Below are 24,562 nucleotides of genomic sequence, written 5' to 3' on the forward strand. Positions count from 1 at the left end.
AATGGTAGTTATGACTAACGAAGAAAAAAAATTAGCTTATGAATTAATGCTTGCTCAGGCTAAGGTGCTATTTGCTAATGAAAACAACGCATTGGCTAATTTTGCGAATGCCTCAGCTCTTTTAAATACAACTTTGCCAAACTCTGTGTTTACAGGTTTCTATCTGATGGATAATATCAAAAATGAGCTAATCCTTGGTCCTTTTCAAGGTAATGTCTCTTGTGTTCGAATTGCCTTAGGTAAAGGTGTTTGTGGCCAATCTGCTGCAGAAAATAGAACCTTGATTGTCCAAGATGTTACTAAACATGCCAACTATATTGCCTGTGATTCTGCTGCTCGGAGTGAAATTGTTGTCCCTATGGAAAAGGGTGGTAAATTAGTTGGTGTTCTTGATTTGGATTCTCACCAAGTAGGAGACTATAACCAGGTGGATCAAGATTATCTGGAAACATTTGTCAAAATATTACTTGAGAAAACTGATTTTACATTTGGAATGTTTGAGGTAAACTAATGTACCAAGCCCTATACCGAAAATACCGTAGTCAAACCTTTGGCGAAATGGTTGGTCAAAAAGTGATTTCAACCACGCTAAGACAGGCGGTAGAGTCAGGCAAAATCAGCCATGCCTATCTCTTTTCTGGCCCACGTGGTACTGGTAAGACCAGTGCAGCAAAAATTTTTGCCAAAGCAATGAATTGTCCTAATCAGGTCGATGGTGAGCCATGTAACCACTGTGATATCTGTCGTGATATTACTAACGGCAGTCTTGAAGATGTAATTGAGATCGATGCGGCTTCCAATAACGGTGTTGATGAGATTCGTGAAATCCGTGATAAATCAACCTATGCACCAAGTCGTGCCACATACAAGGTCTATATTATTGACGAGGTGCACATGCTGTCTACAGGTGCCTTCAATGCTCTCTTGAAGACTTTGGAAGAACCAACTGAAAATGTTGTTTTTATCCTCGCGACTACAGAGTTACATAAAATCCCAGCAACTATCTTATCTCGTGTTCAACGTTTTGAATTTAAATCGATTAAGCAGGGGGCTATTAAAGAGCATTTAGCTTCAATTCTCGAAAAAGAAGGATTGACTTTTGATGATGAAGCCTTAACCATTATTTCACGTCGTGCAGAAGGTGGTATGCGTGATGCCTTGTCAATTTTAGACCAAGCACTGAGTCTTTCTGCTGACAACAATGTCAGTCAATCCATTGTCGAAGAAATCACAGGCTCTATTGGTCTTACTGCCTTGGATAGTTTTGTAGCTAGTGTTCGCAATCAGGATACCACAAAAGCCTTATCAAAGCTTGAAACACTCTTTGACAATGGGAAGTCTATGAGTCGGTTTGCGACTGACCTTTTGGAGTATTTCCGTGATCTTTTGATAGTAAAAGCGGGTGGTGAAAATAGTCACCATAGTCCCCTTTTTGAAGAAAACTTATCTTTGGAACAAGACCGACTTTTCCAATTGATTGACTTGGTAACAAGTGCTCTGCCCGAGATTAAAACTGGGACACATCCTAAAATCTATGCTGAGATGTTGACGATTAAACTAACTGAGACAAGTTCTCAAGTAAGACAAGACATCCCGGCTAATTTGCAAGAAGAACTTGACAGTCTTCGTCGTGAGGTAGATAGTCTACATAAAGCTCTTAAAGAGGGACCAGCTCAAGGAAAAGTAGCACCTACTCGAAAATCCAGAGCTTCTTATCAGCATAAGGTGGATCGTGAGAAAATCCTTACTATTATGCGAGAAACTATGGAGAATCCCCAAAAATCACGCCAGTGTCTGGATGCTCTAAAAGCAACCTGGCCTGAGATTTTGGATTCTATCAGCCCTCAAAATAGAGCGCTTTTGAACGGATCAGAACCTGTGTTAGCCAATCAAGAAAATGCTATTCTAGCTTTTAACGCTGCTTTTAATGCTGAACTGGTCATGAAACGAAGTGATCTCAATGATATGTTTGGCAACATCATGAGTTCAGCTGCTGGTTTTTCACCTAATATTATGGCTGTTCCGAAAGCAGAGTTTGAAAAACTCCGAACAGAATTTGCACGAAGCCTCAAATCTAAAGAAGAGCTGGAAAAAGAGGATCGTGAAGAGTACATCCCTCAAGAACTCGAGTTCCTATCTGATGTAGTAGAAATAGAGGACTAAAAAGGTCCGAGCGAAGAAATGCAAAACCGAGGAGGTCCTCTTGTGAGTGTGTTTATCTATCTTAAAGGATAATCTTTCTATCCTCTAAAAGAGCCTAGACTGCTTGTCCTAGGCTCTAACTATTGCTATAATAATCTTATGATTCAACAAATTTTGTTTATTACAGTGGAAACTATTTTTGAAACGGTTTGTTTTAATTACAGTTTACAGCAAGGCTATTACTTTTTTACAGCCTTTTTTGGTTACTTACTCTTACGTCGTCTTTGGACCACTTATATTATTTCTCGAATTGCGAGTGCAGCCGATAAGTCTACCAAGAGGTAAGGCTGACTTCACCAGCGCTCAGCCATTTTTCCTGACCGTCATCAGTGAGAACGAGGAGTTGCCCCTTATCTCCAATTTCTTTAGCAATACCACTGTAAGCCTTTCCAGCTTGCTCAAAAGTCACTTGTTTGTCTAAAACAAGGGACTTTTCTTTATACACTTTGACCAAATCAGTAGTAGGAATGGTTAAAAAGAGCTTCCAAATTTCTGAAATGAGCTGATTCCGAGTGATTGTGGGTTGCTCATTTTGAAAAAGGCTAGTTGCTTTAGTAGCTATTTCTTTAGGAAAATCGCTAATTGAAAAATTAAGTCCTACACCGATAATGACATCTGTGATATATCCAGATTCGATAGAACTGATGGCTTCGGTAAGAATACCAGCTATTTTTTTGTTGTTCAGATAGATATCGTTGACCCATTTGATGTCTGTATCTATGCCTGTAAGGCGCTGAATGGCTTTGACAATGGAAGCAGCCACCATCATGGTATAAGGTGGTAACTCACTAAAGTGACAGTTTGGCTTAAGGTGAATACTCATATAGATACCACCGTGAGGACTTGTATGAAAGTGACGTTCAAAGCGTCCCTTAGCTGATCTTTGATTAGACGCAAGATAAAGGCTAGGAGCAGGATATTGTCTTTCCATACCATGTTTAGCATCAAGTTGTGTAGAGGTGGAGTCGGGATTAAAGTAGACAGGAAAGTTGAGTTGCTTAGAAATCTCTTGAGAAAGAAGAATATCCCCCTTTTCTAAATGGTAGCCTTTTTTTCGGATACTTGTAATAACAACACCTTGATTCTGAAGTGACTGAATGGCTTTCCAAATGGCTGTTCGTGAGATACCAAGCTCTTTGGCGAGGCTTTCTCCAGTAACAAAATCAGGACTCTTTGCTAATATTTCATAAACACGTTCATAAGTTTTCATAATCTAAGTATAATACAAAAACCAGTAAATTGCTCGACATAAAATATTGATAAGATTTGATAATTAATAACTATGTGACTAGACAAGAAAAAAGTGATATAATGAAATTTAGTTATTAAGTCCCGATAAGGCAGCAGTCATCCTAGCATGGTTGCTGGTTCTTTGTAACTTTTTAACGGCGCTGAGCTCTTTGTGGAGTATAGCGTTTTATCTATTAGGAGGCGGTTAAATCTCCGTGCTATCTAATACTATTTTTCATATTAAAAGGGGGACATTTTATATGTCAGAACGTAAACTTTTCACGTCTGAATCAGTATCTGAGGGACATCCAGATAAAATTGCAGACCAAATTTCAGATGCCATTCTCGATGCGATTTTAGCAGAAGATCCAGACGCCCATGTAGCAGCAGAAACAGCTGTTTACACTGGTTCTGTCCATATTTTTGGTGAGGTTTCTACAACAGCTTATGTGGACATTAACCGTGTGGTTCGTGATACTATCGCTGAAATTGGTTATAATAATGCAGAATACGGCTTTGCAGCAGAATCTGTTGGGGTTCACCCATCATTGATCGAACAATCTCCAGATATTGCTCAAGGTGTTAATGAATCACTTGAAGTTCGTGGAACTGGTGACCAAGATTCACTTGATCTTATCGGAGCAGGTGACCAGGGTCTTATGTTTGGTTTCGCTATTGATGAAACTCCAGAATTTATGCCGCTTCCAGTTAGTCTTTCACATAAATTAGTAAAAAAATTGGCAGATTTGCGTAAATCTGGTGAGATTTCCTACCTTCGTCCAGATGCTAAATCTCAGGTTACCGTTGAGTATGATGAAAATGATCAACCTGTCCGTGTCGATACAGTTGTTATTTCAACACAACATGATCCTGAAGCGACTAACGACCAAATTCGTCAGGATGTCATTGAAAAAGTCATTAAGGCAGTTATTCCTGCAGAATACTTGGATGAAGATACCAAGTTCTTCATCAATCCAACAGGTCGTTTTGTAATCGGTGGTCCCCAAGGGGATTCTGGTTTGACTGGTCGTAAGATTATTGTTGATACTTATGGTGGTTACTCAAGACACGGTGGTGGTGCCTTCTCTGGTAAGGATGCAACTAAGGTCGATCGATCAGCTTCGTATGCCGCTCGTTATATTGCCAAAAACATTGTAGCTGCTGGTCTTGCTAAGAAAGCAGAAGTACAATTGGCTTATGCTATTGGTGTTGCTAACCCAGTATCTGTCCGTGTTGATACCTTCGGAACGGCAACAGTTGCTGAGAGAAAACTTGAATCTGCTGTCCGTGATCTCTTTGACTTGCGTCCAGCTGGTATCATTCAAATGCTTGATCTAAAACGTCCTATCTACCGTCAAACAGCGGCATACGGTCACATGGGACGTACAGATGTTGATCTTCCATGGGAAAAATTGGACAAGGTAGATGCACTAAAAGCAGCTGTAGAAGCTTAAAATATATCTAATATTATATGAAATTTAATAATTTTAAATCTAACAGAATTTAAATTTTTGAATTCTGTTTTTTTGTTTCCATTATAAATAATATGAATTTTCTGATTTAAGACTTTACTGAAACTTTTAGATGTTTAAAATGATAGGCTTAAGGACACTAACCATTAATAATTTTCTTAGCTGAAAAACACTGAAATCATTTGAAAAATAAGAATAAATTGTTATAATAAAAGTGACGATGTAAATATAAAACTAGAGTTATTTTAGATTGATAGAGTAAGAGAAACACCTATATATAGTTTTACAGGTGTTAGATAATCTAAAACACTTTGGTGAGTTTGTGATTTTTTGGGGAAACTAATCAACAAAACAGGATATTTAGTTAGTCAATTCAATTTATTTTTAATAATATTAATTTTAGTTAATGTTTGCTTAGATTAATCATGTTCTTCCTTATTTTTCTAAAATGTTTATACCTACAGAGCTAGGAGTCTGGTGGAGGTTGTGTCTTTTCTCATTGGGGAGAGAGATTTGGTTTCTACAGAGCTTGCTCAAGAAAGATATTACATTGTAGTCCTAATGTTATAGGAAAATACCGAGGTCTAATGATTATAATGGGTAAAAAGTGTAGTTAAGGGGACACTTTTAAATGTGGGTAGAAGTTTATGAACATACTGATAGTTGGTAATACTGCTTGATTAAGAAGCGATTTCGTTTTGAAAACGCTTCTTAATCAAGCGGTTTTTATTTTTGGTCATACAGGTGTAAAGTGCTCTCGTAAAAATAAAATTAACAGTTTATACCAAATATTATGAAAATGATCAGCTAGAAGATGTTTTTGAATTTCATGATTATGATCAAATCATCTATCTTTCGGAATACCTCAATTATGAACATGAAAGTTCAGGGGAGATTGAGGATTTAATCAGATTACTAAAGTGTTTTCAAGAGAAAATAAATACAAGGTCTAACCTACTTGTAAATAATCTATCAGAGCTTCAAGAAGAGGCTAAAGCATCGCATTTGACATTTTTAGGGCCAAAGGTGGCTGAAGATATCGGTGACGGACAAGCAGCTTACAAGGAGCTTTTGAAGAATATGGGGTATCGCCTCTGGGTATCACGCTTGACAATCTCCAAAGGAGAAAATAAGCTTGATATTACCCTTAATTTAGAAAATTCAGGGGTAGCCCCTTTATATGGCGATTGGCCTGTGGTATTATATTTGTGTGATGCTAGTGGTAAGGTTGTTCAATCGCAAGATCTTGACTGCCGTTTGTCAGAATTACTTCCAAATCAAACCGCTGAGCTTAAGGCAAGTTTTGCTTATTCAAAAAATCAGAATTATCAAGTGAAGCTCGGAATTATTTCTCCAATGACACAAGAGCCTTCAGTTCATTTCGCAATAAAAGGTTTTGAAAGAGAATTTATGCCTAAATTAGCAACAGTTCAAAAGGATAAAAAAAGCGCTGACAAGTAAGAAAGGAAATACTTATGTCTATTTTAATTACAGGAGGAGCTGGCTACATCGGTAGTCACACCACTGTCGAACTCCTTAATGCAGGTTTTGATGTCGTCTTGGTTGATGACTTTTCAAACAGCTCTCCAGCAGTCCTTGAACGCTTGGAAAAGATTACAGGTAAGAAGTTCCCATTCTATCAAGGTTCAATTTTAGATACAGAATTTTTGGATAAGGTTTTTACAAAAGAAGATATTGAATTGGTCATTCACTTTGCGGCCTTTAAAGCAGTTGGTGAGTCTGTTCAAAAACCTTTGAAATATTATAAAAACAATATCAGTGGTACCATCACCCTCCTTGAAAAAATGAAGGAATACGATGTCAAAAACATTGTCTTCAGCTCAAGTGCAACAGTATATGGAACTAATAATCCTTCTCCGATGACGGAAGATATGCCAACATCAGCTATCAACCCATACGGTTACACTAAGTTGATGATGGAACAAATTCTTACAGACGTAGCTGCTTCAGATCCGTCATGGTCTGTCACAAATCTTCGTTATTTCAATCCTATCGGAGCTCATGAGAGTGGTTTGATTGGTGAATTGCCAAACGGTATTCCAAACAATCTTATGCCATATATTACACAAGTTGCTATCGGTAAACTTCCTGAGCTTAATGTCTTTGGTAATGATTATCCGACTCCGGATGGTACAGGTGTCCGTGACTACATTCACGTTCTTGACTTGGCATCAGGTCACTTGGCTGCCGTCAAATATAATTTGAGCCACAAAGGTGCTGAGATTTTCAACTTGGGTACTGGACACGGTTATAGTGTTTTGGATCTCGTTAAGACATTCGAAGCTGAAAACAAGGTTACTATCCCTTACCGTATTCAAGGGCGTCGCGCTGGTGATATTGCGACTTGCTATGCGTCTCCTGAAAAGGCCAAAGAAGTTCTCGGCTGGGAAGCTAAGAAGACCTTGAAAGATATGGTCAGAGATTCTTGGCGTTGGCAAACAACAAATCCAAATGGTTATGAAGACTAAACTTAGTCTAGGAAATCATAGCCTATAGGGAGTAGGACAAGCACTAGATTTTTTAAAACAACCCTAATCTAGTCGCCTCAGAAATAAAGAAAAGAGGTGTGAAAACAGTCACTAAATGATTATAGGTTTAGAACTGTCTCACCCTCTTTTTATGTTTTAGACTAGCTTTCTATGGTATAATGAAATCATGACTATTATTAATCAATTCGTCACTTTGACGAGTCACCTAGTATTTATTGGATTGAGCTACCATATGCTGATTAGTCTCTTTGATTGGGCAAAATTGATCAAAAATCCTATCGAAAATACTGGTAAGTTGAAACTTTTCTTGCTTTTTATCAGCATTGCCTTAGGCTATCTTGTCAGCTCCTTTATTCTGTCAGTTTTAGCTTTTGGACAGAATATGGCTAGCTCGATTTCTTAAATTAGTGATTTTAATTGAGTTTTGATATAATACAAAAAAATACGAAATTAATCCTTGAAAGGAATCCTTATGGATAAAATTATTGTGAAGGGTGGCAACACTCAATTAAGTGGTGAGGTTGTCATTGAAGGTGCTAAAAACGCTGTTCTTCCGTTGTTAGCGGCAACTATTTTGGCTTCGGAAGGTCAGACAACCTTGACTAATGTTCCAATCTTGTCAGATGTTTACACCATGAATAATGTGGTTCGTGGCTTGGATATTGCAGTAGACTTTGACGAAGAAAATAATACTGTTGTAGTTGATGCTAGTGGAGAGATTTTAGATCAGGCACCATATGAGTATGTCAGCAAGATGCGTGCGTCTATCGTAGTACTTGGCCCTATTCTTGCTCGTAATGGTCATGCTAAGGTCTCAATGCCTGGGGGTTGTACGATTGGTAGTCGTCCTATTGACCTCCACTTTAAAGGCTTGGAAGCGATGGGTGCTAAAATTACCCAAGTTGGTGGTGATATCACCGCGACAGCAGAAAAACTTAAAGGTGCAACTATTTATATGGACTTCCCATCAGTTGGTGCCACTGAGAACCTTATGATGGCAGCCACTTTAGCTGATGGAGTCACTACCATTGAAAATGCTGCGCGTGAACCGGAAATCGTTGACTTGGCTATTCTTCTTAACGAGATGGGGGCAGATGTCAAAGGTGCTGGAACTGAAACACTTGTGATTAAAGGTGTTAAATCTCTTCATGGTACGCAACATGCGGTTGTTCAGGACCGTATTGAAGCAGGTACTTTTATGGTAGCAGCAGCCATGACTTCTGGCAATGTTCTTATTAAGGATGCTATCTGGAAACATAACCGTCCTTTGATTTCTAAATTATTGGAAATGGGTGTCGACGTTAAGGAAGAAGAAAGAGGCATTCGTGTTAAATCTGATGTTTCGAAATTGAAACCTGTAGCGGTTAAAACCCTACCTCACCCAGGTTTTCCAACTGACATGCAGGCTCAATTTACGGCTCTTATGGCAGTTGTGAAAGGTGAATCAAGCATGAGTGAAACAGTCTTCGAGAATCGCTTCCAACATTTAGAGGAAATGCGTCGTATGGGGCTTCATTCTGAAATCCTTCGTGATACTGCAATGATTCACGGTGGTTTGCCACTTCAAGGAGCGCGAGTTATGTCTACTGACCTTCGAGCTTCTGCAGCCCTTATCCTCACAGGGATGGTTGCTGAAGGAACAACAACTGTTGGGAAATTGACACACTTGGATCGTGGTTACTATAAATTCCATGAGAAACTGGCTAAACTAGGAGCCCAAATTTCACGTGTAAGTGAGGCATAGTATGGAAACTGGTAAAGGCTATGTTTTTCGTCAATTATTACTTGTTTTGATTGTATGTTTAATTAGCCTTGCTTCTCTAGCTATCGGTTTAATGATTGGCTATTCCGTATTGGGTGAAGGCAAGGATCCTATTAGCATCTTAAAACCAGAATCCTGGCAGGCAATTATTGCTAAATTTACAGGAAAATAAGGGGGAGTGGGCAGTCGCCCCACTCCTTTCGTCATGACATTTTTATCAAAGAAAGAGAAGAATGGCAAAAGGAAAAACATCTTTGACAAATAAACAGAAACGTCAGTTCGTCACATTAATAATAGCAGCTTTGATAGCTGTTTTAGGTTACCTAGGAACCAGCAACAAGCTCTCGCCTGATAATCCTATCAGACAAGTAGCAAGCCTAGTTTCAGGAAAATCTAATAAATCCATTAAATCTAATGATTTAACAAATAGTCAGTCTACACCACAAGAGCAGCTTGCTGAGACAGTAATGACTAGTTCAGTCAAAAGCCAACTGGGTAATTCCTTGGAATGGAATGGAGCTGGAGCCTATATTATTAATGGAAATAAGACGAATCTAAATGCTAAGGTATCAAGCCAACCTTATGCTAATAACCAAGTCAAAACGGTTCAAGGACAAACTGTTCCTACAGTTGCTAATGCCTTATTAAGTAAAGCAACTAGACAGTACAAAAATCGTCAAGAAACAGGGAATGGTTCAACCTCTTGGACACCAGCTGGATGGCACCAGGTTCAAAATTTATCAGGAGAGTATAGCCATGCCGTAGATAGAGGCCATTTGCTAGGTTATGCACTGATAGGTGGTTTGAAAGGATTTGATGCCTCGACTTCAAATCCAGAGAATATTGCTGTTCAAACTGCTTGGGCAAATCAAGCATATAGCGATAATTCTACAGGTCAAAACTATTATGAAAGCCTAGTACGAAAAGCTCTGGATAAAAACAAACGTGTTCGTTATCGTGTGACCTTGATTTATGAAGGAGAGAACCTCATTCCATCAGGAACACATCTTGAAGCTAAGTCAGCAGACGGATCACTTGAGTTTAATGTCTTTGTTCCAAATGTACAAGAGGGAATAACCCTAGATTACTATTCAGGAAAAGTAACGGTGAATTGAAGAAAAACGACTCCGAGTGGAGTCGTTTTTAGTATCTAGACAAATAAAAGGCTATATAATTTCTGTAGTGGGTAAATCCACCATGGAAATTATGGAGCCTTTTTGAGTATATACAAAAAGTCCCATATGACCTATAATGAAAAGTGCTCAAACTATCATTTTAGAAAGACTCATATGGAACAACTAAATCTTATCACAAATTTTCTCAGAATTAAAGACAAAAATATCACTATCACTGATGAATATGATATGGGAACTCACTTAGAACTCCACGGTCACTTGGATTACACAGCCCCTAAATGCCCAAAATGCAAGGGACAAATGGCTAAGTACGATTACCAGAAAACTTCTAAAATCCCCTACTTAGAAACTGCTGGCTACCCTTTACTTATCCGTCTTCGAAAGCGTCGTTTCAAGTGTAAAGATTGCGGAAAAATGGCGGTCGCTGAAACTCCTCTTGTCAAGAAGAACCACCAAATCTCTGTCGCTGTTAACCAGAAAATCGCATAATTACTCATCGAAAATCAAGCAATGAAACATATTGCACACAGGCTATCAATTTCAACCTCGTCAGTTATGAGAAAGCTAAATGAGTTCAAGTTTGAAACGGATTGGAATACCCTACCTGAGGTGATGAGTTGGGACGAGTATGCCTTCAAGAAGGGGAAAATGAGCTTCATCGCTCAAGATTTCGGCTCCCTAAATGTCATCGTCATTCTCGACGGAAGAACTCAAGCAACCATCCGAAACCACTTTCTACGCTATCCTAGAAAGGTTAGAAATCGTGTCAAAGTGGATTACCATGGATATGTTTAGTCCCTATTATCAACTTACTAAACAGCTTTTTCCGAATGCAAAAATTGTACTTGATCGCTTTCATATCGTGCAACACCTTAGTCGTGATATGAACCGTGTCCGTATTCAAATTATGAATCAATTCGACAGAAAATCGCAGGAATACCGAGCCTTGAAACGTTACTGGAAATTAATACAACAAGATAGCCGTAAACTCAGCGATAAACGATTTTATCGTCCTATGTTTCGAATGCATTTGACTAACAAGGAAATCCTAGAAAAACTCCTATCCTACTCAGATGAACTCAGACAGCACTATGAACTCTATCAATTTCTCTTGTTCCATTTCCAAGAGAAAAACTCAGATCATTTCTTCAGTCTCATCGAACAGGAAATAGCCACTGTTAATCCTATTTTCCAGATGGTATTTAAGACATTTTTAAAGGATAAAGACAAGGTTTTAAACGCCATGGAATTGCCTTATTCCTACGCCAAACTGGAAGCTACCAATAATCTCATCAAAGTCATTAAGAGAAATGCCTTTGGTTTCAGGAACTTTGAAAACTTTAAAAAACGGATTTTGATTGCATTGAACATAAAGAAAGAGAGGACGAAGTTCGTCCTCTCTAGGTGTTAGCTTTTAATCTATCCACTACAGTTGACAAAGAGCCAAAAAAAGTCCGTATCACAAGAAAAAGCTATTTCTTGTGATACGGACCATAATTGAGCCGTCAGTCCTATTTGACAAAGAGCCGAAGAAGCCAACTAGACAAACGCGTCAATCAGCTTGATGATGGCGCCGGTGAAGAAGTAGAACGCGATCAAGTAGGTGACGGAAATGATGGCGGCTAACAAGTTCGCCGCCAAGGCAAACCCGATCACGACCCCCAGGATACCCAAGGTGAGTCGCACCCAGAACCAGCTCCTCTGGCTATCCTTCAAGCGGAAGGCCAGGAAAATGTTCATGATGGAGTCGATGAGGAACCAAATCACAAACAACATCGGCAGGAACATCACACTGATAGCCGGATTGAACACCAAATAAAGGCCAACCAGCAAGTCCAATACGCCAATCAGGATCAAGTACCAAGGATAACCGGGCAGCACCCTTTTCATCTCAAAGTAGTACATCAGGACTGAAACCCCCTGTACGATGGCAGTAATCCCATACATAAGCCCCATAGCAATCAAAGTGGTCAGCGGATTGTTGAGGGCGGTCCAGCCTGCAATAAAGAACAGCACTGCCAACAGCAGACTCCCCCAACCAAATCCATTTTCATTTTTCGTAATCAAAATAATACTCCTTTCAATTCTATAATCATCTTAACATACTAGTGGTCCTATGTCAAGATTTAGTACAAATTAAAATGAGAAAAAAGTCCTCAAATTTGCCGGCTAATTGTAATCTGCTATCTTTTGTTTTTTCATATAAAGATTCAAAATCATTGGGTGACATATATCCGCAGTAACCGTGAATTCTCTTTGTATTGTAAAAAGCCTCGATATATTCAAAAAAAAGGCGGTTTGCCTGTTGATAGTCTCTAATTTTGAACCTGTTGATCCATTCTCTCTTTAACAGAGATTGGAAATTGATTCTGAAAAAAGAAGAACTGTTGAATGGCACAGAATACCGTTATCATAGACTTTTCAAGGGAACGGTGACGGAACGAGGGATCATCGATTATATTCTTTCTTTGGACGAGAGTCTCCGCCTGAATTATAATGCCTACCAAACAATCGTCTTTACGGTTACGCACCGGAAACCGAATTTGTTTCGGTCCTTCATTCATGAGAAACAACGGGGGCTTTCTGCCAAGATGGACCAAGCTTTGAAGACATTCCGCCAATCCGAAAGAGCTATTGTAAACGCACTGAGCTACGACTATTCAAACGGATTAGTGGAAGGGATTAATAATAAAATCAAGATCATCAAGCGGACAGCCTATGGCTATCGCAACTTTTCTAATTTCCGAAACCGCATCTTCATTGAATATAAATTACTAGAAACAAAAACAGCAGCTTAGGAACCTTGGCTATATAATTTCTGTAGTGGGTAAATCCACTGTAGAGATTATGGAGCCTTTTTGAGTATATACAAAAAGTCCCATATGACCTATAATGAAAAGCGACGAAACTCACATTAGAAAGGGTTCATATGGAACAACTAAATCTTATCACAAATTTTCTCAGAATTAAAGACAAAAATATCACTATCACTGATGAATATGATATGGGAACTCACTTAGAACTGCACGGTCACTTGGACTACACAGCCCCTAAATGCCCAAAATGCAAGGGACAAATGGCTAAGTACGACTACCAGAAAACTTCTAAAATCCCCTACTTAGAAACTGCTGGCTACCCTTTACTTATCCGTCTTCGAAAGCGTCGTTTCAAGTGTAAAGATTGCGGAAAAATGGCGGTCGCTGAAACTCCTCTTGTCAAGAAGAACCACCAAATCTCTGTCGCTGTTAACCAGAAAATCGCATAATTACTCATCGAAAATCAAGCAATGAAACATATTGCACACAGGCTATCAATTTCAACATCGTCAGTTATGAGAAAGCTAAATGAGTTCAAGTTTGAAAAGGATTGGAATACCCTATCTGAGGTGATGAGTTGGGACGAGTATGCCTTCAAGAAGGGGAAAATGAGCTTCATCGCTCAAGATTTCGACTCCCTAAATGTCATCGTCATTCTCGACGGAAGAACTCAAGCAACCATCCGAAACCACTTTCTACGCTATCCTATAAAGGTTAGAAATCGGGTCAAAGTGATTACCATGGATATGTTTAGTCCCTATTATCAACTTGCTAAACAGCTTTTTCCGAATGCAAAAATTGTACTCGATCGCTTTCATATCGTGCAACACCTTAGTCGTGATATGAACCGTGTCCGTATTCAAATTATGAATCAATTCGACAGAAAATCGCAGGAATACCGAGCCTTGAAACGTTACTGGAAATTGATACAACAAGATAGCCGTAAACTCAGCGATAAACGATTTTATCGTCCTATGTTTCGAATGCATTTGACTAACAAGGAAATCCTAGAAAAACTCCTATCCTACTCAGATGAACTCAGACAGCACTATGAACTCTATCAATTTCTCTTGTTCCATTTCCAAGAGAAAAACTCAGATCATTTCTTCAGTCTCATCGAACAGGAAATAGCCACTGTTAATCCTATTTTCCAGATGGTATTTAAGACATTTTTAAAGGATAAAGACAAGGTTTTAAACGCCATGGAATTGCCTTATTCTAACGCCAAACTGGAAGCCGCCAATAATCTCATCAAAGTCATTAAGAGAAATGCCTTTGGTTTCAGGAACTTTGAAAACTTTAAAAAATGGGTTTTGATTGCTTTGAACATAAAGAAAGAGAGAGCGAAGTTCGTCCTCTCTAGGTGTTAGCTTTTCATCTACCCACTACAGTTGACAAAGAGCCAAATAAAAAACCACCCCAAGGTGAGTTTTTTATTCTCTAGCTTGCTCCCATTGTTTAGAGAGATAGCGAGAGTAGCTAGAGATAGCAAAGTTAACCACAAAATAGGATAAAGCCAGAATACCGTATAAAGTAAAGATTTGGCTTGGTTCGTAGTAACGACCCATCAGAATCTGGCTCTTACCAAACAATTCTTGCAAGGCGATAACAGAGTAAAGGAAAGAAGTATCTTTGATAACCGTTACGAATTGAGAAATGATAGATGGTAACATTTTACGAATAGCTTGTGGGAAGATAATATAAATAAAGATTTGTCTGTTGTTAAATCCTTGAGACAAGCCGGCTTCCGTTTGTCCAGGGTCGATAGAGTTAAGTCCTCCACGAATGATTTCCGCCAAGGCAGCCGATGTGAAGACCGTGAACGAGGTAATACCTGCCGCTGTAGACTTGAGTTGGAAGACCAAGAAGATAATGAAAATCCAAAGCAAGTTAGGAACGTTACGAACGAACTCAATGTAGATAGAAGCAATCCAACGAAGAATAGGATTCTTTCCGTTACGCATGACCGCGAGAATAGTTCCAAATAAGGTAGACAGCACGATGATGAAGAAAGACAAGTAAAGGGTTGTCCACATTCCTTGTGCTAAGAATTTAAGGTTAGTAGCTGATAAAACTTCTGACATAATGGACCTCCTTAGTAAGCTTTCTTATTTTGTTCTTCTTTACGACGTGCCCATGTGGCTAGAGGGAAACACATGATAAAGTAGAGGAAAGCAGCCCCAGCAAAGGCGGGCACGTAGTTAGTTGTATCATAAGCCCAAGCCTTAGCAGTGAACATGATATCTGCTCCAGAAATAATGGCAACCGTAGAAGTGTTTTTAATCAAGTTAACCACTTGGTTGGTCAATGGTGGCAAGATAGTACGGACAGCTTGAGGTAAGATGATGAAACGCATGGTATCAGCGTAGGTGAACCCTTGGGACAAAGCTGCTTCTGTTTGACCTTTAGGAACTGCCTCGATACCTGTACGAATAATTTCAGAAATATAAGCTCCTGTGTAGACTCCTACACAAAGGATAGCCGTCAAGGAAGTTGGAATCATGACATGACCATCAGTCAAAATCGAAATACCATAAAAGACAACTACGAATTGTACTAGCAAAGGGGTATTTTGGAAGATTTCGACATAAACACGTGAAATACCACGAAGTACCTTGTTATGAGTCGAACTCATAACACCAAAAATCAATCCAAGTAGAAGTGCTACAATCAAGGCACCGATAGAAATGCCAAGGGTGTATAAGAATCCTTTGGCAAATTGGCCAAAGTTAGCAAAGAAAGCAGCCCAACGTTCGAGAGCGAAAGGACTAACCGTTTCAGTCAAAAGATACATAAATTCAGGTCTCCTTTCTATTTATTTTCAGCCTTAGCAGGTTTCAAATTATATTTATCGTAGAGTTTTTGAAGACTTCCATCTTTTTGCCATTTAGCTAGCAAATCGTTGATATAGTCAATCAACTCTTGGTTAGACTTGCTTGAAGCAATACCATAATCTTGTGTTTTGAAACCTTCGTTCAATATTTTAGTTTTCCTACTTTCATATCCAGAGAGGATAGATTTATCCACTGAGAAAGCATCCACACGGTGGGCGTAAAGAGATACAGCCAATTCCGGGTAAGAACCAAGTTGAACGTAGTTGAACTTAAGATTATGGGCTGAGGCATATTCTTGCAAGGCGGCTTTAGTTGATGCCCCTTGAGCAACCCCGATAGTCTTACCATTCAAATCAGAGATTTTGTTAATACCTGAATCCTTTAGGACTAAGAAACCAATTTGATCATGGTAGTAAGGATTTGAGATGGCATAAGAAGCCTTACGTTCATCATTGATAGTATAAGTAGCGATAAGTAAGTCAATAGTACCGTTATCCATAAGAGGTTCACGGGTTTGTGTCGTTACTGGAATGTAATTCACTTTTACTTTCAACTCATCAGCAATCTTTTTAGCAAGGTCAACTTCCAAACCTTCGTATCTATTGGTCTTAGCAGAATAGTAACCAAAGTTAGGGACATCTTGTTTAACACCAACATTAAGTGTTCCTCGATTAACGATCTTTTGGACGGCCTTACTATCTAGGAGTTTGCTAGTATCTTCTGCCTCAGTTTTGTGATTTGTGATCAGAAAAACAGTAGCAATCACCAAGCTTACGGCTGTTAGGTAACGTAAGATTTTTTTGAAAATCATAGGCCACCTCCTTAGGCATCTACTGAGACTTTATCAGAGTTGTGGTTGATAATTTTAGAGAGGAACTTAGCTGCACGAGGTTCAGTTGGATTGTTGAAGAAGCCTTCGACATCCGTAGTGTCTACAAGGACCTGACCTTCAGCCATGAAAATGATACGGTCAGCCACACTACGAGCAAAGCCCATTTCGTGGGTAACAACTACCATGTTCATACCACCTTTGGCAAGTTTTTGCATAACAGCAAGAACATCACCGATAGACTCTGGGTCAAGAGCTGATGTCGGTTCGTCAAAAAGCAAAAGTTTAGGTTTCATGGCAAGACCACGAGCGATGGCGACACGTTGTTTTTGCCCACCAGAAAGCATACCAGGATAAGAATCTTTCTTGTCCCACATGTTAACGTAGCGAAGGAATTTTTCAGCTGTCTTCTCCGCCTCTGCCTTACTAATTCCGAGAACCTTGATTGGTGCTAAGGTTACATTTTCAAGAACGGTTTTGTGAGGGTAGAGGTTGAAGTGTTGGAAGACCATACCTACTTCCTTACGCAATTCTACCAATTCCTTAGCAGATGCCTCAGTAATATTATGTCCGTTAACGATCAGGGTACCCTCGTCGATTGGTTCCAAAGCATTGATAGTACGGATAAGGGTTGATTTTCCAGAACCAGAAGGTCCCAAGATAACCACAACCTGTCCTTTGTCAATTTCTAAATTGATATCACGAAGAGCATGATAATCTCCGTAATATTTATTGACATTTTTAAATTCGATAAGTGCCATAACAGCCTCCTATAATGGATTTGCTTGTTAGATTTTCTAACATGTCCATAATTCTAGCATAATATGAGTTTAAAGTCAAAAATCCGAATATTTTTGTGAAATGTTCGGTTTTTTTGATATGGTTAACCAATTTTACGATATAGATATAGAAAAATAAAATCGGCATTAGGATGAGTACTGTCTTCACTAGCTTGTTACCATTGTTTGCTGGGGTAACGAGAGGTTGTTAGAGGTTGTAAAATTAAGTACGAAACAAGTTAAAATGATGGTTAATTTCATATTTTGTAACTTAATGTACCAGAACTATTTATTCTACTGTAGGTGTTGTAAAAGTCAGAGATGTTTAGTCTAAGGGAGGTTGGTGATTGCTCATTAATGAAAATGTAAAGAAAGCTTATATATCAGCTACAAAGGCATAGTCAAAACTTGGTCCTCGACCTATTTTTTGGTATAATATGTTTGATGTGTAAAGTTTTTGGCTTTACTAAATTGAATGACTTAAGAAAACCGATGAGGTATTTATATGAAAAAAATTCTAGTTGTTGATGATGAAAGACCAATCTCCGATATCATCAAGTTTAACCTTACTAAGGAGGGTTATGAAGTGGTTACGACCTTTGATGGTCGTGAAGCTTTGGAACAATTTGAAGCTGAAAAACCAGACTTGGTTATTCTGGACTTGATGTTGCCTGAACTGGATGGTTTGGAAGTTGTCAAGGAAATCCGTAAAACGAGCCACACACCAATTATCATGCTTTCAGCTAAAGATAGTGAGTTTGATAAGGTTATCGGATTAGAAATTGGGGCAGACGACTATGTAACTAAGCCATTTTCTAACCGTGAATTGTTGGCACGTATTAAAGCCCACTTGCGTCGTACAGAAACAATTGAAACTGCAGTAGAAGATAACTCTAACTTTGGCAAGCAAGAAATTTCAATTGGTGAGTTGATTATTGTTCCGGATGCCTTTGTTGCTAAAAAACGTGGAAACGAAGTTGAGTTGACCCACCGTGAATTTGAGTTACTCTTCCATTTGGCAACTCATATGGGACAAGTTATGACGCGTGAACATTTGCTTGAAACCGTTTGGGGCTATGACTATTTTGGGGATGTTCGTACTGTGGACGTAACGATTCGTCGTCTGCGTGAAAAGATTGAAGATACACCTAGCCGTCCTGAATATATCTTGACGCGTCGTGGTGTCGGTTATTACATGAAGAATTATGACTAGTATTGGCTTAAATATTACAAGCTTTGAACTAGCCTTACTCTTTACGCTCCTCTTTGTTGCTTTCTATTTCATTTTTCTAGCTTATCGTGATTATCAACAAGTCAAAAATATCCGAAAGTTGACTAAGAGAGTCAAATCCCTTATGGCAGGTAATTATAATGAAAAATTACGCATAAAGGGAGATTCAGAGCTTTTAGAGCTAGCTAATAGCTTGAATGATTTGTCGGAAGTCTTTCGTTTGACACATGAAAATCTAGCCCAGGAAAAAAACCGCTTATCATCTGTCCTTTCGTACATGAGTGACGGGGTTATTGCGACCAATCGCCTTGGTCAGATTACCATGATTAATAGTACTGCCCAACGCTTGTTGAATTTAGATCGCGAAACTGCGACTCAGATGTCTATTTTGGATATATTAGATGGTGAGAATCCCTATACCTATAGTGAATTGTTGTCTAAGACACCCGAAATCCATCTGTCGCGTCGAGATGCTAACGATGAATTTGTAACGCTACGTGTTAATTTTGCATTAATTCGTAAGGAATCTGGTTTTATTTCAGGTCTGGTAGCTGTTCTTCATGATGCCACTGAGCAGGAAAAAGAAGAGCGCGAACGCCGTCTTTTCGTGTCAAATGTTAGTCACGAATTGCGGACGCCTTTAACTTCTGTGAAATCCTATCTTGAAGCGCTTGATGATGGTGCTCTCAACGAAGAGATTGCTCCAAACTTTATCAAAGTTTCTTTAGATGAAACCAACCGCATGATGCGTATGATTTCTGACCTCTTGGCATTATCTCGAATTGACAATAAGAGCACACAGCTTAATGTTGAAATGACAAACTTTACAGCCTTTATGACCTATATCTTGAATCGGTTTGGTCAAATTAAGAGTCAAGAAACTGATCCAGGTAAGTCTTATGAAATCATTCGAGATTACCCAGTAAACTCTATTTGGGTGGAAATTGATACTGATAAGATGACCCAGGTCATAGATAATATACTTAATAATGCCATCAAGTATTCTCCCGATGGTGGGAAAATTACAGTATCTATGAAAACGACAGATTCTCAGTTGATTGTTTCTATTTCCGACCAAGGTTTAGGAATTCCTAAAAAAGATTTACCTCTGATTTTTGACCGTTTTTACCGTGTTGATAAGGCCAGAAGTCGTGCTCAGGGTGGAACAGGACTTGGCTTGTCCATTGCAAAAGAAATTGTTAAACAACATAATGGCTTCATTTGGGCTAAGAGTGAGTATGGTAAGGGGTCAACTTTTACAATTGTCCTTCCATATGACCAGGACGCAATGATGGTCGATGAATGGGAGATGTAGTAGAAATGACCTTAGAATTAGGGTTTAAATATAGTATTTTGGCTTCAGGGTCAACCGGGAATTCCTTTTATTTGGAAACTCCAGAAAAGAAGATTCTAGTGGATGCTGGTTTATCAGGAAAAAAAATTACGAGTTTGCTAGCGGAGATTGACCGCGATCCAAGTGATCTTGATGCTATCTTAATAACGCATGAACACAAGGACCATATCCATGGTGTAGGTGTTTTAGCTCGTAAATACGGCATGGATATCTACGCCAATGAGAAAACCTGGCAAATTATGGATAGTAAGAATATGCTAGGTAAGGTTAATAATAGTCAGAAACATGTTTTTTCTCGCGATAAGCTTCTAACCTTTGGTGATATCGACATTGAATCTTTCGGAGTTAGTCATGATGCCATTGATCCACAATTTTACCGCTTTATGAAAGACGGAAAGAGCTTTGTCATGTTGACGGATACAGGCTATGTTTCAGACCGTATGGCGGGTCTTATTGAAAATGCTGATGGCTATCTGATTGAATCTAATCATGATGTTGAAATCTTGAGAGCAGGTTCTTATCCTTGGTCAACCAAGCAACGTATCCTCTCTGATCAGGGTCACTTGTGTAATGAGGATGGAGCCGATGCTATGATTCGTACCATCGGTAATAAAACTAAAAAGATTTATCTGGGTCACCTTTCCAAAGAAAATAATATCAAGGAATTGGCCCACATGACGATGGAAAATCAGCTGGCTCGCGCTGACTTTGGTGTTGGAACTGACTTTAAGATTTTTGGTACCTCACCAGATACGGTGACCCCACTAACAGATATTTAGAATAATAGCAGAAGAGCTGCACTAATAGTTTAGTGTGGCTTTTTAAAAGGACAGTATATATGAAAATAATGTATCTCTCGTTAGGGATGGTGTCGCTTGGTTTGGGAATTCTTGGAATTCCTCTACCTATCTTACCCACAACACCTTTTCTAGTTTTAGCCATCGCTTGTTTTGCTAGAAGTTCCAAACGTTTTGAGAAATGGTTATATAATACCAAACTTTACCAAACTTATGTCGCCGATTTTCGGGAAACAAAATCGATTGCCAAAGAACGAAAGAAAAAATCATTATCCAAATCTATGTTTTGATGGGAATATCGATAGTTTTCGCGCCTATTATTTGGGTGAAAATTGCGCTCTTTTGCCTGACGCTCTTTATCACTTATTACTTGTTTAAGGTTATTCCTGATAAAGACGAATAAAAGATAAAAAAATGAGGTTTCCGAAAGGAAGTCTCATTTTAACTATTATCCATTAATGTTTGCTACGTAATTTTTTACGGACTTTATAGGCAAAGTTGGCTAGGCCATAGAATGGGCTAACAGGAAGGTTGAATTCCCCAATGAATTGTTCAATGCGTGGGTTAAATTTTGACTTGAATTTGTACAAGCCACCATCTAGAGAATTTTCAATTCCTCCCATGTTTTGCCACTCGGCACCGCGTTCGAAAGCGTGATTCGCAGTTTCAAACCATGTCAAAATGGCAGGTTGGTAACGACGATAGTCTTCGTCCATTCCCGCATATATATTCTCAGATGTATTTCCAAATTCCAGAACTAAGGTACCTGAGAGTGGAACAATTTTGTTACCAACATCAACCTTTTCTTGAAGGAAGGCGATTTCTTCTGAAAGTCTCTTGTACTCTTCTTTATTGTTCTCAATTTTTCCAGGTTTGGTTTTTTCTGTAAACTTGGCAGCGTCGGCAATATTCTTTTCAAGTTGTTTATTAAGATCTTTGAGGCGAGCTGGCAAATCTAGTGTTGAGAGTGTAATGTAAGAAGATTCTGGGTAAGTAGTCAACAACTTTTCATAGTAATCAATCCCACGAAGATGAATGTTCTTACGAGCCTCTGTTTTTTTCATTAGATCTGCAAATTGGTCTAGCAGCTCAGTGCCACCAAATTGAACTGAAATGCCTTTGTTTCGAGCAGTGCGAATAGCTTGCTTAGTACTTTTAGATAGCTGTTCCTCAGTAAAATCTTCCTTATAAATATTTGCCTGGAAGCGTGGTTGAATATTTTCAGCCATATCTTCGGTGAGACCAGTCCATTCAACGCCCAGAGCTTGGATATCTTTGGCAATTGCCAAAGTATCTTCATTGATGTTAACTTCTTGAGAAATCAAATTTTTAGTGACAAAGAGACTTGGATCAAATTTAACAAAGAGAGCACGTTTTGTTTTGGCATATTTTTTAAGTGAAGTTATGACAAAAGATAACAACTCTTTATCCTGGTAGTCCATGATAGGACCGCGTGGAATGTAAATCATAGAGAATCCAAGAGGTAGTGGTTGAATAAGAACACTAGCGACGGCAACAAGTTTCTCATCTCGATAGAAACCTAGACGATCATTGCCCCAACCATCCTTGATTTTTGCCCATGAGCTACTTTGTAATAAGTTGGTTTGAGGACTATCAATAACAAAGCGGTCATGCTCAGAAGTGCTGAGTCCAATTTTATAGGTAAACATATTAGTTTAGAACCCACTTTCTAATAGCGTAAGCGACACCGGATTCATCATTTGATTTTGTGATGTATTTAGCAATTTTCTTGATTTCTGGATTTCCATTTTCCATAACGACAGGAGATCCGACGACCTCCAGCATGGCACGGTCATTTTCTTCGTCTCCAATAGCCATTGTTTCTTCTTTAGTAAGACCAAGTTTTTCAGCAAGGTGTGTAACCGCGATCCCTTTGTTGGCTGTTTTCTTGAGAATTTCTAGGTAAAATGGCGTTGATTTTACGATTGTAAAGCGATCATAAAATTCCTGTGGAAGTTTGGCAATGGCTGCATCAAGAATTTCAGGTTCGTCAATATACATGGCCTTAACAAACTCCTTGTCAGCCACTTCTTCAGGTGTACGATAGTAAATCGGCATATGAACAAGGGTAGACTCATGAACGGTGTAGCGACCAATGTTTCGATTACTTGTGTAGATACCATCTTTAGTAATAGCATGAGAATGAACGCCAAGCTTGTTAGCCAAAACCTCAATATCAAGGTAGTCTTCGTATGAAAGCGTCTCGCGAATCAATTCATTACCAGTAGAAGTCTCTTGAACGAGCCCTCCGTTAAAGGTGATGACATAGTCGCCATCTTGGTTAAGATTAAGTTCCTCAAGAAGTGGAAGTACGCCAGGAATAGGACGGCCAGTCGCAATAACGACCTTTACCCCAGCAGCCTTGGCATCTTGAATCGCTTGAAAGACTTCAGGTGTAACTTGACGTTGGCTATTCAAAAGCGTTCCATCAATATCAACTGCAATTAGTTTAATAGACATAATAAAGTTCCTGTTCCGTTTAATTAGTTTACCTTCTATTTTACTAAAATTTAGCCGCTTTGTCATAGTTCTTCCTGAGAAAAATAATAGTGAGAGTCAGCAGTAACAGAGCAAAGCTCAATCTTAAAGAAAAACCACCTTAACTAAGAATTGCTTAAATGATTTTTAATTGGTAAAATAAGGTCAGACAAATAAAGGAAAGCTAAAATGATTCGAGCAACCAATCAATTGATAAAAAAAGAACGGAAGGATGCAAAAATATTGATTCTCAGCTGCCAAGCCTATGACCGAACCTATCGAGATCCTTATCTCTCCAATATGCTTAATTTCGATCCCAACACGCCATCCTTTTTCCTTTATTATCAAAATGGAGGTTGCTTGGTTTATTAACGGTTTATGCGGATAATGAAGGTGTTGAACTAAGTATCCTAGTTCATCTCGATAATCGTCGTCAGGATATTGCGCGTGCCTTGTTTAAGAGTTTTGAAGAAGAAACGGCATCTTATCCTATTCAATCAGTGATTTTTCAGACAGAGCATGTTTTTCTAAATCATCATCCTAGTCTGGCAAGCCATTGGGGTGTGATTGAGGATGAAGAGACGGAAACTTGGCTAAGGAGAGGTAGATTACCATATGCTCTGGATTCCCGTTTAGATGTTAAGGTGCTCTTAACAGAACCCTCTTATCTTGAAGAAATTACTCAACTTCACCACCAAGCCTTTTTTGATGCGGAAGTAACTCTTAAGGTGACCCACAGATATATCGCTGAGGCCTTGAAAGATTCCGATAGCTTGCTTTACATCCTGCTCAAAGATGGTAAGATCATTGGAGTTTGTACTGTCGATGTATCTGGGAATAGCAACTACTTATACGACTTGCTGTAGCAGAAGTCTATCGTGGCAAAGGATATGGTAGCTATCTGGCTAAATCAGTCGTAAATCAACTCATTGAGCGAAATAACAAGCCCTTCCAAATTGCAGTCGAAGATGACAATGTTGGAGCAAAACATTTGTATGAAAAGATTGGCTTTGTCAAACAGACCCAGGTGGTTTACTTAAAACAGAAAGTATGACTAAATGTTATTAGAAGAATTTGAAAATGTGCTTGCTGTCAGTATCGCATTAGAGTT

23 protein-coding genes and 4 pseudogenes are annotated in these 24,562 nt (G+C 38.9%); 18 read left to right on the plus strand and 9 right to left on the minus strand.

Annotation, left to right across the window (positions count from 1 at the left end):
* The first annotated feature begins 10 nt into the window (after nucleotides 1–10).
* The 3 genes from NSQ85_RS06320 to NSQ85_RS06330 all read left to right on the plus strand — a co-directional run bounded on the left by NSQ85_RS06320 (nucleotide 11) and on the right by NSQ85_RS06330 (nucleotide 2,487).
* Nucleotides 11–511 carry a GAF domain-containing protein gene (locus NSQ85_RS06320; protein WP_171815269.1) on the plus strand — a complete coding sequence of 167 codons (501 nt, stop codon included), beginning with the start codon at nucleotides 11–13 and terminating at the stop codon, nucleotides 509–511.
* Nucleotides 511–2,163, plus strand: coding sequence for a DNA polymerase III subunit gamma/tau (gene dnaX, locus NSQ85_RS06325; protein ID WP_084830679.1), 1,653 nt, complete (start codon nucleotides 511–513; stop codon nucleotides 2,161–2,163). Before NSQ85_RS06320 ends, dnaX begins: the two co-directional genes overlap by 1 nt.
* Before the next feature lie 138 nt (nucleotides 2,164–2,301).
* Entirely contained in the window at nucleotides 2,302–2,487 is a 186-nt protein-coding gene (locus tag NSQ85_RS06330; RefSeq protein WP_084830678.1) for a DUF3272 family protein, read from the plus strand.
* Here NSQ85_RS06330 and birA read toward each other — a convergent pair.
* Nucleotides 2,474–3,412 (minus strand): bifunctional biotin--[acetyl-CoA-carboxylase] ligase/biotin operon repressor BirA, encoded by a 939-nt coding sequence (gene birA, locus NSQ85_RS06335; RefSeq protein WP_179973783.1) that lies wholly within the window; start codon nucleotides 3,410–3,412, stop codon nucleotides 2,474–2,476. The two genes, NSQ85_RS06330 and birA, sit on opposite strands and share 14 nt — an antisense overlap.
* A gap of 280 nt (nucleotides 3,413–3,692) precedes the next feature.
* Between birA and metK the strand changes: the two genes are divergently transcribed.
* The 8 genes and pseudogenes from metK (at nucleotide 3,693) to NSQ85_RS06375 (ending at nucleotide 11,723) form a co-directional block, all read left to right on the plus strand.
* Nucleotides 3,693–4,886, plus strand: coding sequence for a methionine adenosyltransferase (gene metK / locus NSQ85_RS06340; RefSeq protein WP_011681222.1), 1,194 nt, complete (start codon nucleotides 3,693–3,695; stop codon nucleotides 4,884–4,886).
* A 1,023-nt stretch (nucleotides 4,887–5,909) separates the two neighbouring features.
* Nucleotides 5,910–6,365 (plus strand): DUF4832 domain-containing protein, encoded by a 456-nt coding sequence (locus NSQ85_RS06345; RefSeq protein WP_340781429.1) that lies wholly within the window; start codon nucleotides 5,910–5,912, stop codon nucleotides 6,363–6,365.
* Between the two features lie 14 nt (nucleotides 6,366–6,379).
* The gene (galE, locus tag NSQ85_RS06350; RefSeq protein WP_179971944.1) at nucleotides 6,380–7,393 is read left to right on the plus strand and encodes a UDP-glucose 4-epimerase GalE; all 1,014 of its coding nucleotides are present in this window, start codon (nucleotides 6,380–6,382) and stop codon (nucleotides 7,391–7,393) included.
* Nucleotides 7,394–7,580: 187 nt separating this feature from the next.
* Nucleotides 7,581–7,817, plus strand: a complete 237-nt coding sequence (locus NSQ85_RS06355; protein ID WP_002946959.1) for a DUF1146 family protein — start codon at nucleotides 7,581–7,583, stop codon at nucleotides 7,815–7,817.
* Between the two features lie 69 nt (nucleotides 7,818–7,886).
* Nucleotides 7,887–9,158, plus strand: coding sequence for a UDP-N-acetylglucosamine 1-carboxyvinyltransferase (gene murA / locus NSQ85_RS06360; protein ID WP_340781430.1), 1,272 nt, complete (start codon nucleotides 7,887–7,889; stop codon nucleotides 9,156–9,158).
* A 1-nt stretch (nucleotide 9,159) separates the two neighbouring features.
* Nucleotides 9,160–9,348 carry a DNA-directed RNA polymerase subunit beta gene (locus tag NSQ85_RS06365; RefSeq protein ID WP_011226090.1) on the plus strand — a complete coding sequence of 63 codons (189 nt, stop codon included), beginning with the start codon at nucleotides 9,160–9,162 and terminating at the stop codon, nucleotides 9,346–9,348.
* 61 nt (nucleotides 9,349–9,409) lie between these two features.
* Nucleotides 9,410–10,291, plus strand: a complete 882-nt coding sequence (locus NSQ85_RS06370; RefSeq protein WP_179973778.1) for a DNA/RNA non-specific endonuclease — start codon at nucleotides 9,410–9,412, stop codon at nucleotides 10,289–10,291.
* Between the two features lie 174 nt (nucleotides 10,292–10,465).
* A pseudogene (locus NSQ85_RS06375) lies at nucleotides 10,466–11,723 on the plus strand (ISL3 family transposase).
* A 128-nt stretch (nucleotides 11,724–11,851) separates the two neighbouring features.
* Here NSQ85_RS06375 and NSQ85_RS06380 read toward each other — a convergent pair.
* Complete coding sequence (locus tag NSQ85_RS06380) at nucleotides 11,852–12,379, minus strand: HdeD family acid-resistance protein (protein WP_340781431.1); 528 nt, start codon at nucleotides 12,377–12,379, stop codon at nucleotides 11,852–11,854.
* Between the two features lie 52 nt (nucleotides 12,380–12,431).
* A complete protein-coding gene (locus NSQ85_RS10715) occupies nucleotides 12,432–12,710 on the minus strand; it encodes an IS3 family transposase (RefSeq protein ID WP_445330294.1) in 279 nt (92 codons plus the stop codon).
* On the opposite strand from NSQ85_RS10715, the gene NSQ85_RS06385 reads away from it, so the two are divergent.
* Nucleotides 12,634–13,110 carry a transposase gene (locus tag NSQ85_RS06385; RefSeq protein WP_179971941.1) on the plus strand — a complete coding sequence of 159 codons (477 nt, stop codon included), beginning with the start codon at nucleotides 12,634–12,636 and terminating at the stop codon, nucleotides 13,108–13,110. The genes NSQ85_RS10715 and NSQ85_RS06385 overlap by 77 nt on opposite strands.
* A gap of 131 nt (nucleotides 13,111–13,241) precedes the next feature.
* Nucleotides 13,242–14,498 (plus strand): annotated as a pseudogene (locus NSQ85_RS06390) (ISL3 family transposase).
* Between the two features lie 63 nt (nucleotides 14,499–14,561).
* Here the strand turns inward: NSQ85_RS06390 and NSQ85_RS06395 are convergent.
* Genes NSQ85_RS06395 through NSQ85_RS06410 form a run of 4 tightly spaced genes read right to left on the minus strand, consistent with a single transcriptional unit; the run spans nucleotide 14,562 to nucleotide 17,552 of the window.
* Nucleotides 14,562–15,212: an amino acid ABC transporter permease gene (locus NSQ85_RS06395; RefSeq protein ID WP_179971939.1), complete on the minus strand. Its 651-nt coding sequence runs from the start codon at nucleotides 15,210–15,212 to the stop codon at nucleotides 14,562–14,564.
* 11 nt (nucleotides 15,213–15,223) lie between these two features.
* Nucleotides 15,224–15,922, minus strand: coding sequence for an amino acid ABC transporter permease (locus tag NSQ85_RS06400; RefSeq protein ID WP_179971938.1), 699 nt, complete (start codon nucleotides 15,920–15,922; stop codon nucleotides 15,224–15,226).
* A gap of 17 nt (nucleotides 15,923–15,939) precedes the next feature.
* Nucleotides 15,940–16,773 carry a transporter substrate-binding domain-containing protein gene (locus tag NSQ85_RS06405; RefSeq protein WP_179971937.1) on the minus strand — a complete coding sequence of 278 codons (834 nt, stop codon included), beginning with the start codon at nucleotides 16,771–16,773 and terminating at the stop codon, nucleotides 15,940–15,942.
* Nucleotides 16,774–16,784: 11 nt separating this feature from the next.
* Complete coding sequence (locus NSQ85_RS06410; RefSeq protein ID WP_179973337.1) at nucleotides 16,785–17,552, minus strand: amino acid ABC transporter ATP-binding protein; 768 nt, start codon at nucleotides 17,550–17,552, stop codon at nucleotides 16,785–16,787.
* A gap of 523 nt (nucleotides 17,553–18,075) precedes the next feature.
* On the opposite strand from NSQ85_RS06410, the gene yycF reads away from it, so the two are divergent.
* The 4 genes and pseudogenes from yycF (at nucleotide 18,076) to NSQ85_RS06430 (ending at nucleotide 21,355) form a co-directional block, all read left to right on the plus strand.
* Nucleotides 18,076–18,783: a response regulator YycF gene (gene yycF, locus NSQ85_RS06415; RefSeq protein ID WP_179971935.1), complete on the plus strand. Its 708-nt coding sequence runs from the start codon at nucleotides 18,076–18,078 to the stop codon at nucleotides 18,781–18,783.
* Nucleotides 18,776–20,116, plus strand: coding sequence for a cell wall metabolism sensor histidine kinase VicK (gene vicK / locus NSQ85_RS06420; protein ID WP_179971934.1), 1,341 nt, complete (start codon nucleotides 18,776–18,778; stop codon nucleotides 20,114–20,116). The genes yycF and vicK overlap by 8 nt, the downstream gene beginning before the upstream one ends.
* A 5-nt stretch (nucleotides 20,117–20,121) precedes the next feature.
* Complete coding sequence (locus NSQ85_RS06425) at nucleotides 20,122–20,934, plus strand: MBL fold metallo-hydrolase (protein WP_179971933.1); 813 nt, start codon at nucleotides 20,122–20,124, stop codon at nucleotides 20,932–20,934.
* A gap of 59 nt (nucleotides 20,935–20,993) precedes the next feature.
* A pseudogene (locus NSQ85_RS06430) lies at nucleotides 20,994–21,355 on the plus strand (YbaN family protein).
* Nucleotides 21,356–21,407: 52 nt separating this feature from the next.
* Here NSQ85_RS06430 and NSQ85_RS06435 read toward each other — a convergent pair.
* Complete coding sequence (locus NSQ85_RS06435; RefSeq protein ID WP_179973777.1) at nucleotides 21,408–22,622, minus strand: aminoacyltransferase; 1,215 nt, start codon at nucleotides 22,620–22,622, stop codon at nucleotides 21,408–21,410.
* A 1-nt stretch (nucleotide 22,623) separates the two neighbouring features.
* The gene (gene yidA, locus NSQ85_RS06440) at nucleotides 22,624–23,433 is read right to left on the minus strand and encodes a sugar-phosphatase (protein WP_179971931.1); all 810 of its coding nucleotides are present in this window, start codon (nucleotides 23,431–23,433) and stop codon (nucleotides 22,624–22,626) included.
* Nucleotides 23,434–23,640: 207 nt separating this feature from the next.
* On the opposite strand from yidA, the pseudogene NSQ85_RS06445 reads away from it, so the two are divergent.
* Nucleotides 23,641–24,505: pseudogene (locus tag NSQ85_RS06445) on the plus strand (GNAT family N-acetyltransferase).
* Nucleotides 24,506–24,562 lie beyond the last annotated feature (57 nt).

Source organism: Streptococcus sp. FSL L8-0526, from assembly GCF_038007145.1.
GTDB classification, from domain to species: domain Bacteria; phylum Bacillota; class Bacilli; order Lactobacillales; family Streptococcaceae; genus Streptococcus; species Streptococcus thermophilus.

What these genes read in the sequence shown, in the direction of transcription:
- NSQ85_RS06400 (WP_179971938.1), bottom strand. Translation starts at nt 15,922, where the DNA reads ATGTATCTTTTGACTGAAACGGTTAGTCCTTTCGCTCTCGAACGTTGG.
- vicK (WP_179971934.1), top strand. Translation starts at nt 18,776, where the DNA reads ATGACTAGTATTGGCTTAAATATTACAAGCTTTGAACTAGCCTTACTC.
- NSQ85_RS06395 (WP_179971939.1), bottom strand. Translation starts at nt 15,212, where the DNA reads ATGTCAGAAGTTTTATCAGCTACTAACCTTAAATTCTTAGCACAAGGA.
- murA (WP_340781430.1), top strand. Translation starts at nt 7,887, where the DNA reads ATGGATAAAATTATTGTGAAGGGTGGCAACACTCAATTAAGTGGTGAG.
- yycF (WP_179971935.1), top strand. Translation starts at nt 18,076, where the DNA reads ATGAAAAAAATTCTAGTTGTTGATGATGAAAGACCAATCTCCGATATC.
- metK (WP_011681222.1), top strand. Translation starts at nt 3,693, where the DNA reads ATGTCAGAACGTAAACTTTTCACGTCTGAATCAGTATCTGAGGGACAT.
- NSQ85_RS06365 (WP_011226090.1), top strand. Translation starts at nt 9,160, where the DNA reads ATGGAAACTGGTAAAGGCTATGTTTTTCGTCAATTATTACTTGTTTTG.
- NSQ85_RS06370 (WP_179973778.1), top strand. Translation starts at nt 9,410, where the DNA reads ATGGCAAAAGGAAAAACATCTTTGACAAATAAACAGAAACGTCAGTTC.
- NSQ85_RS06355 (WP_002946959.1), top strand. Translation starts at nt 7,581, where the DNA reads ATGACTATTATTAATCAATTCGTCACTTTGACGAGTCACCTAGTATTT.
- NSQ85_RS06330 (WP_084830678.1), top strand. Translation starts at nt 2,302, where the DNA reads ATGATTCAACAAATTTTGTTTATTACAGTGGAAACTATTTTTGAAACG.
- NSQ85_RS06410 (WP_179973337.1), bottom strand. Translation starts at nt 17,552, where the DNA reads ATGGCACTTATCGAATTTAAAAATGTCAATAAATATTACGGAGATTAT.
- NSQ85_RS06320 (WP_171815269.1), top strand. Translation starts at nt 11, where the DNA reads ATGACTAACGAAGAAAAAAAATTAGCTTATGAATTAATGCTTGCTCAG.
- NSQ85_RS06405 (WP_179971937.1), bottom strand. Translation starts at nt 16,773, where the DNA reads ATGATTTTCAAAAAAATCTTACGTTACCTAACAGCCGTAAGCTTGGTG.
- yidA (WP_179971931.1), bottom strand. Translation starts at nt 23,433, where the DNA reads ATGTCTATTAAACTAATTGCAGTTGATATTGATGGAACGCTTTTGAAT.
- birA (WP_179973783.1), bottom strand. Translation starts at nt 3,412, where the DNA reads ATGAAAACTTATGAACGTGTTTATGAAATATTAGCAAAGAGTCCTGAT.
- NSQ85_RS06435 (WP_179973777.1), bottom strand. Translation starts at nt 22,622, where the DNA reads ATGTTTACCTATAAAATTGGACTCAGCACTTCTGAGCATGACCGCTTT.
- dnaX (WP_084830679.1), top strand. Translation starts at nt 511, where the DNA reads ATGTACCAAGCCCTATACCGAAAATACCGTAGTCAAACCTTTGGCGAA.
- NSQ85_RS06425 (WP_179971933.1), top strand. Translation starts at nt 20,122, where the DNA reads ATGACCTTAGAATTAGGGTTTAAATATAGTATTTTGGCTTCAGGGTCA.
- galE (WP_179971944.1), top strand. Translation starts at nt 6,380, where the DNA reads ATGTCTATTTTAATTACAGGAGGAGCTGGCTACATCGGTAGTCACACC.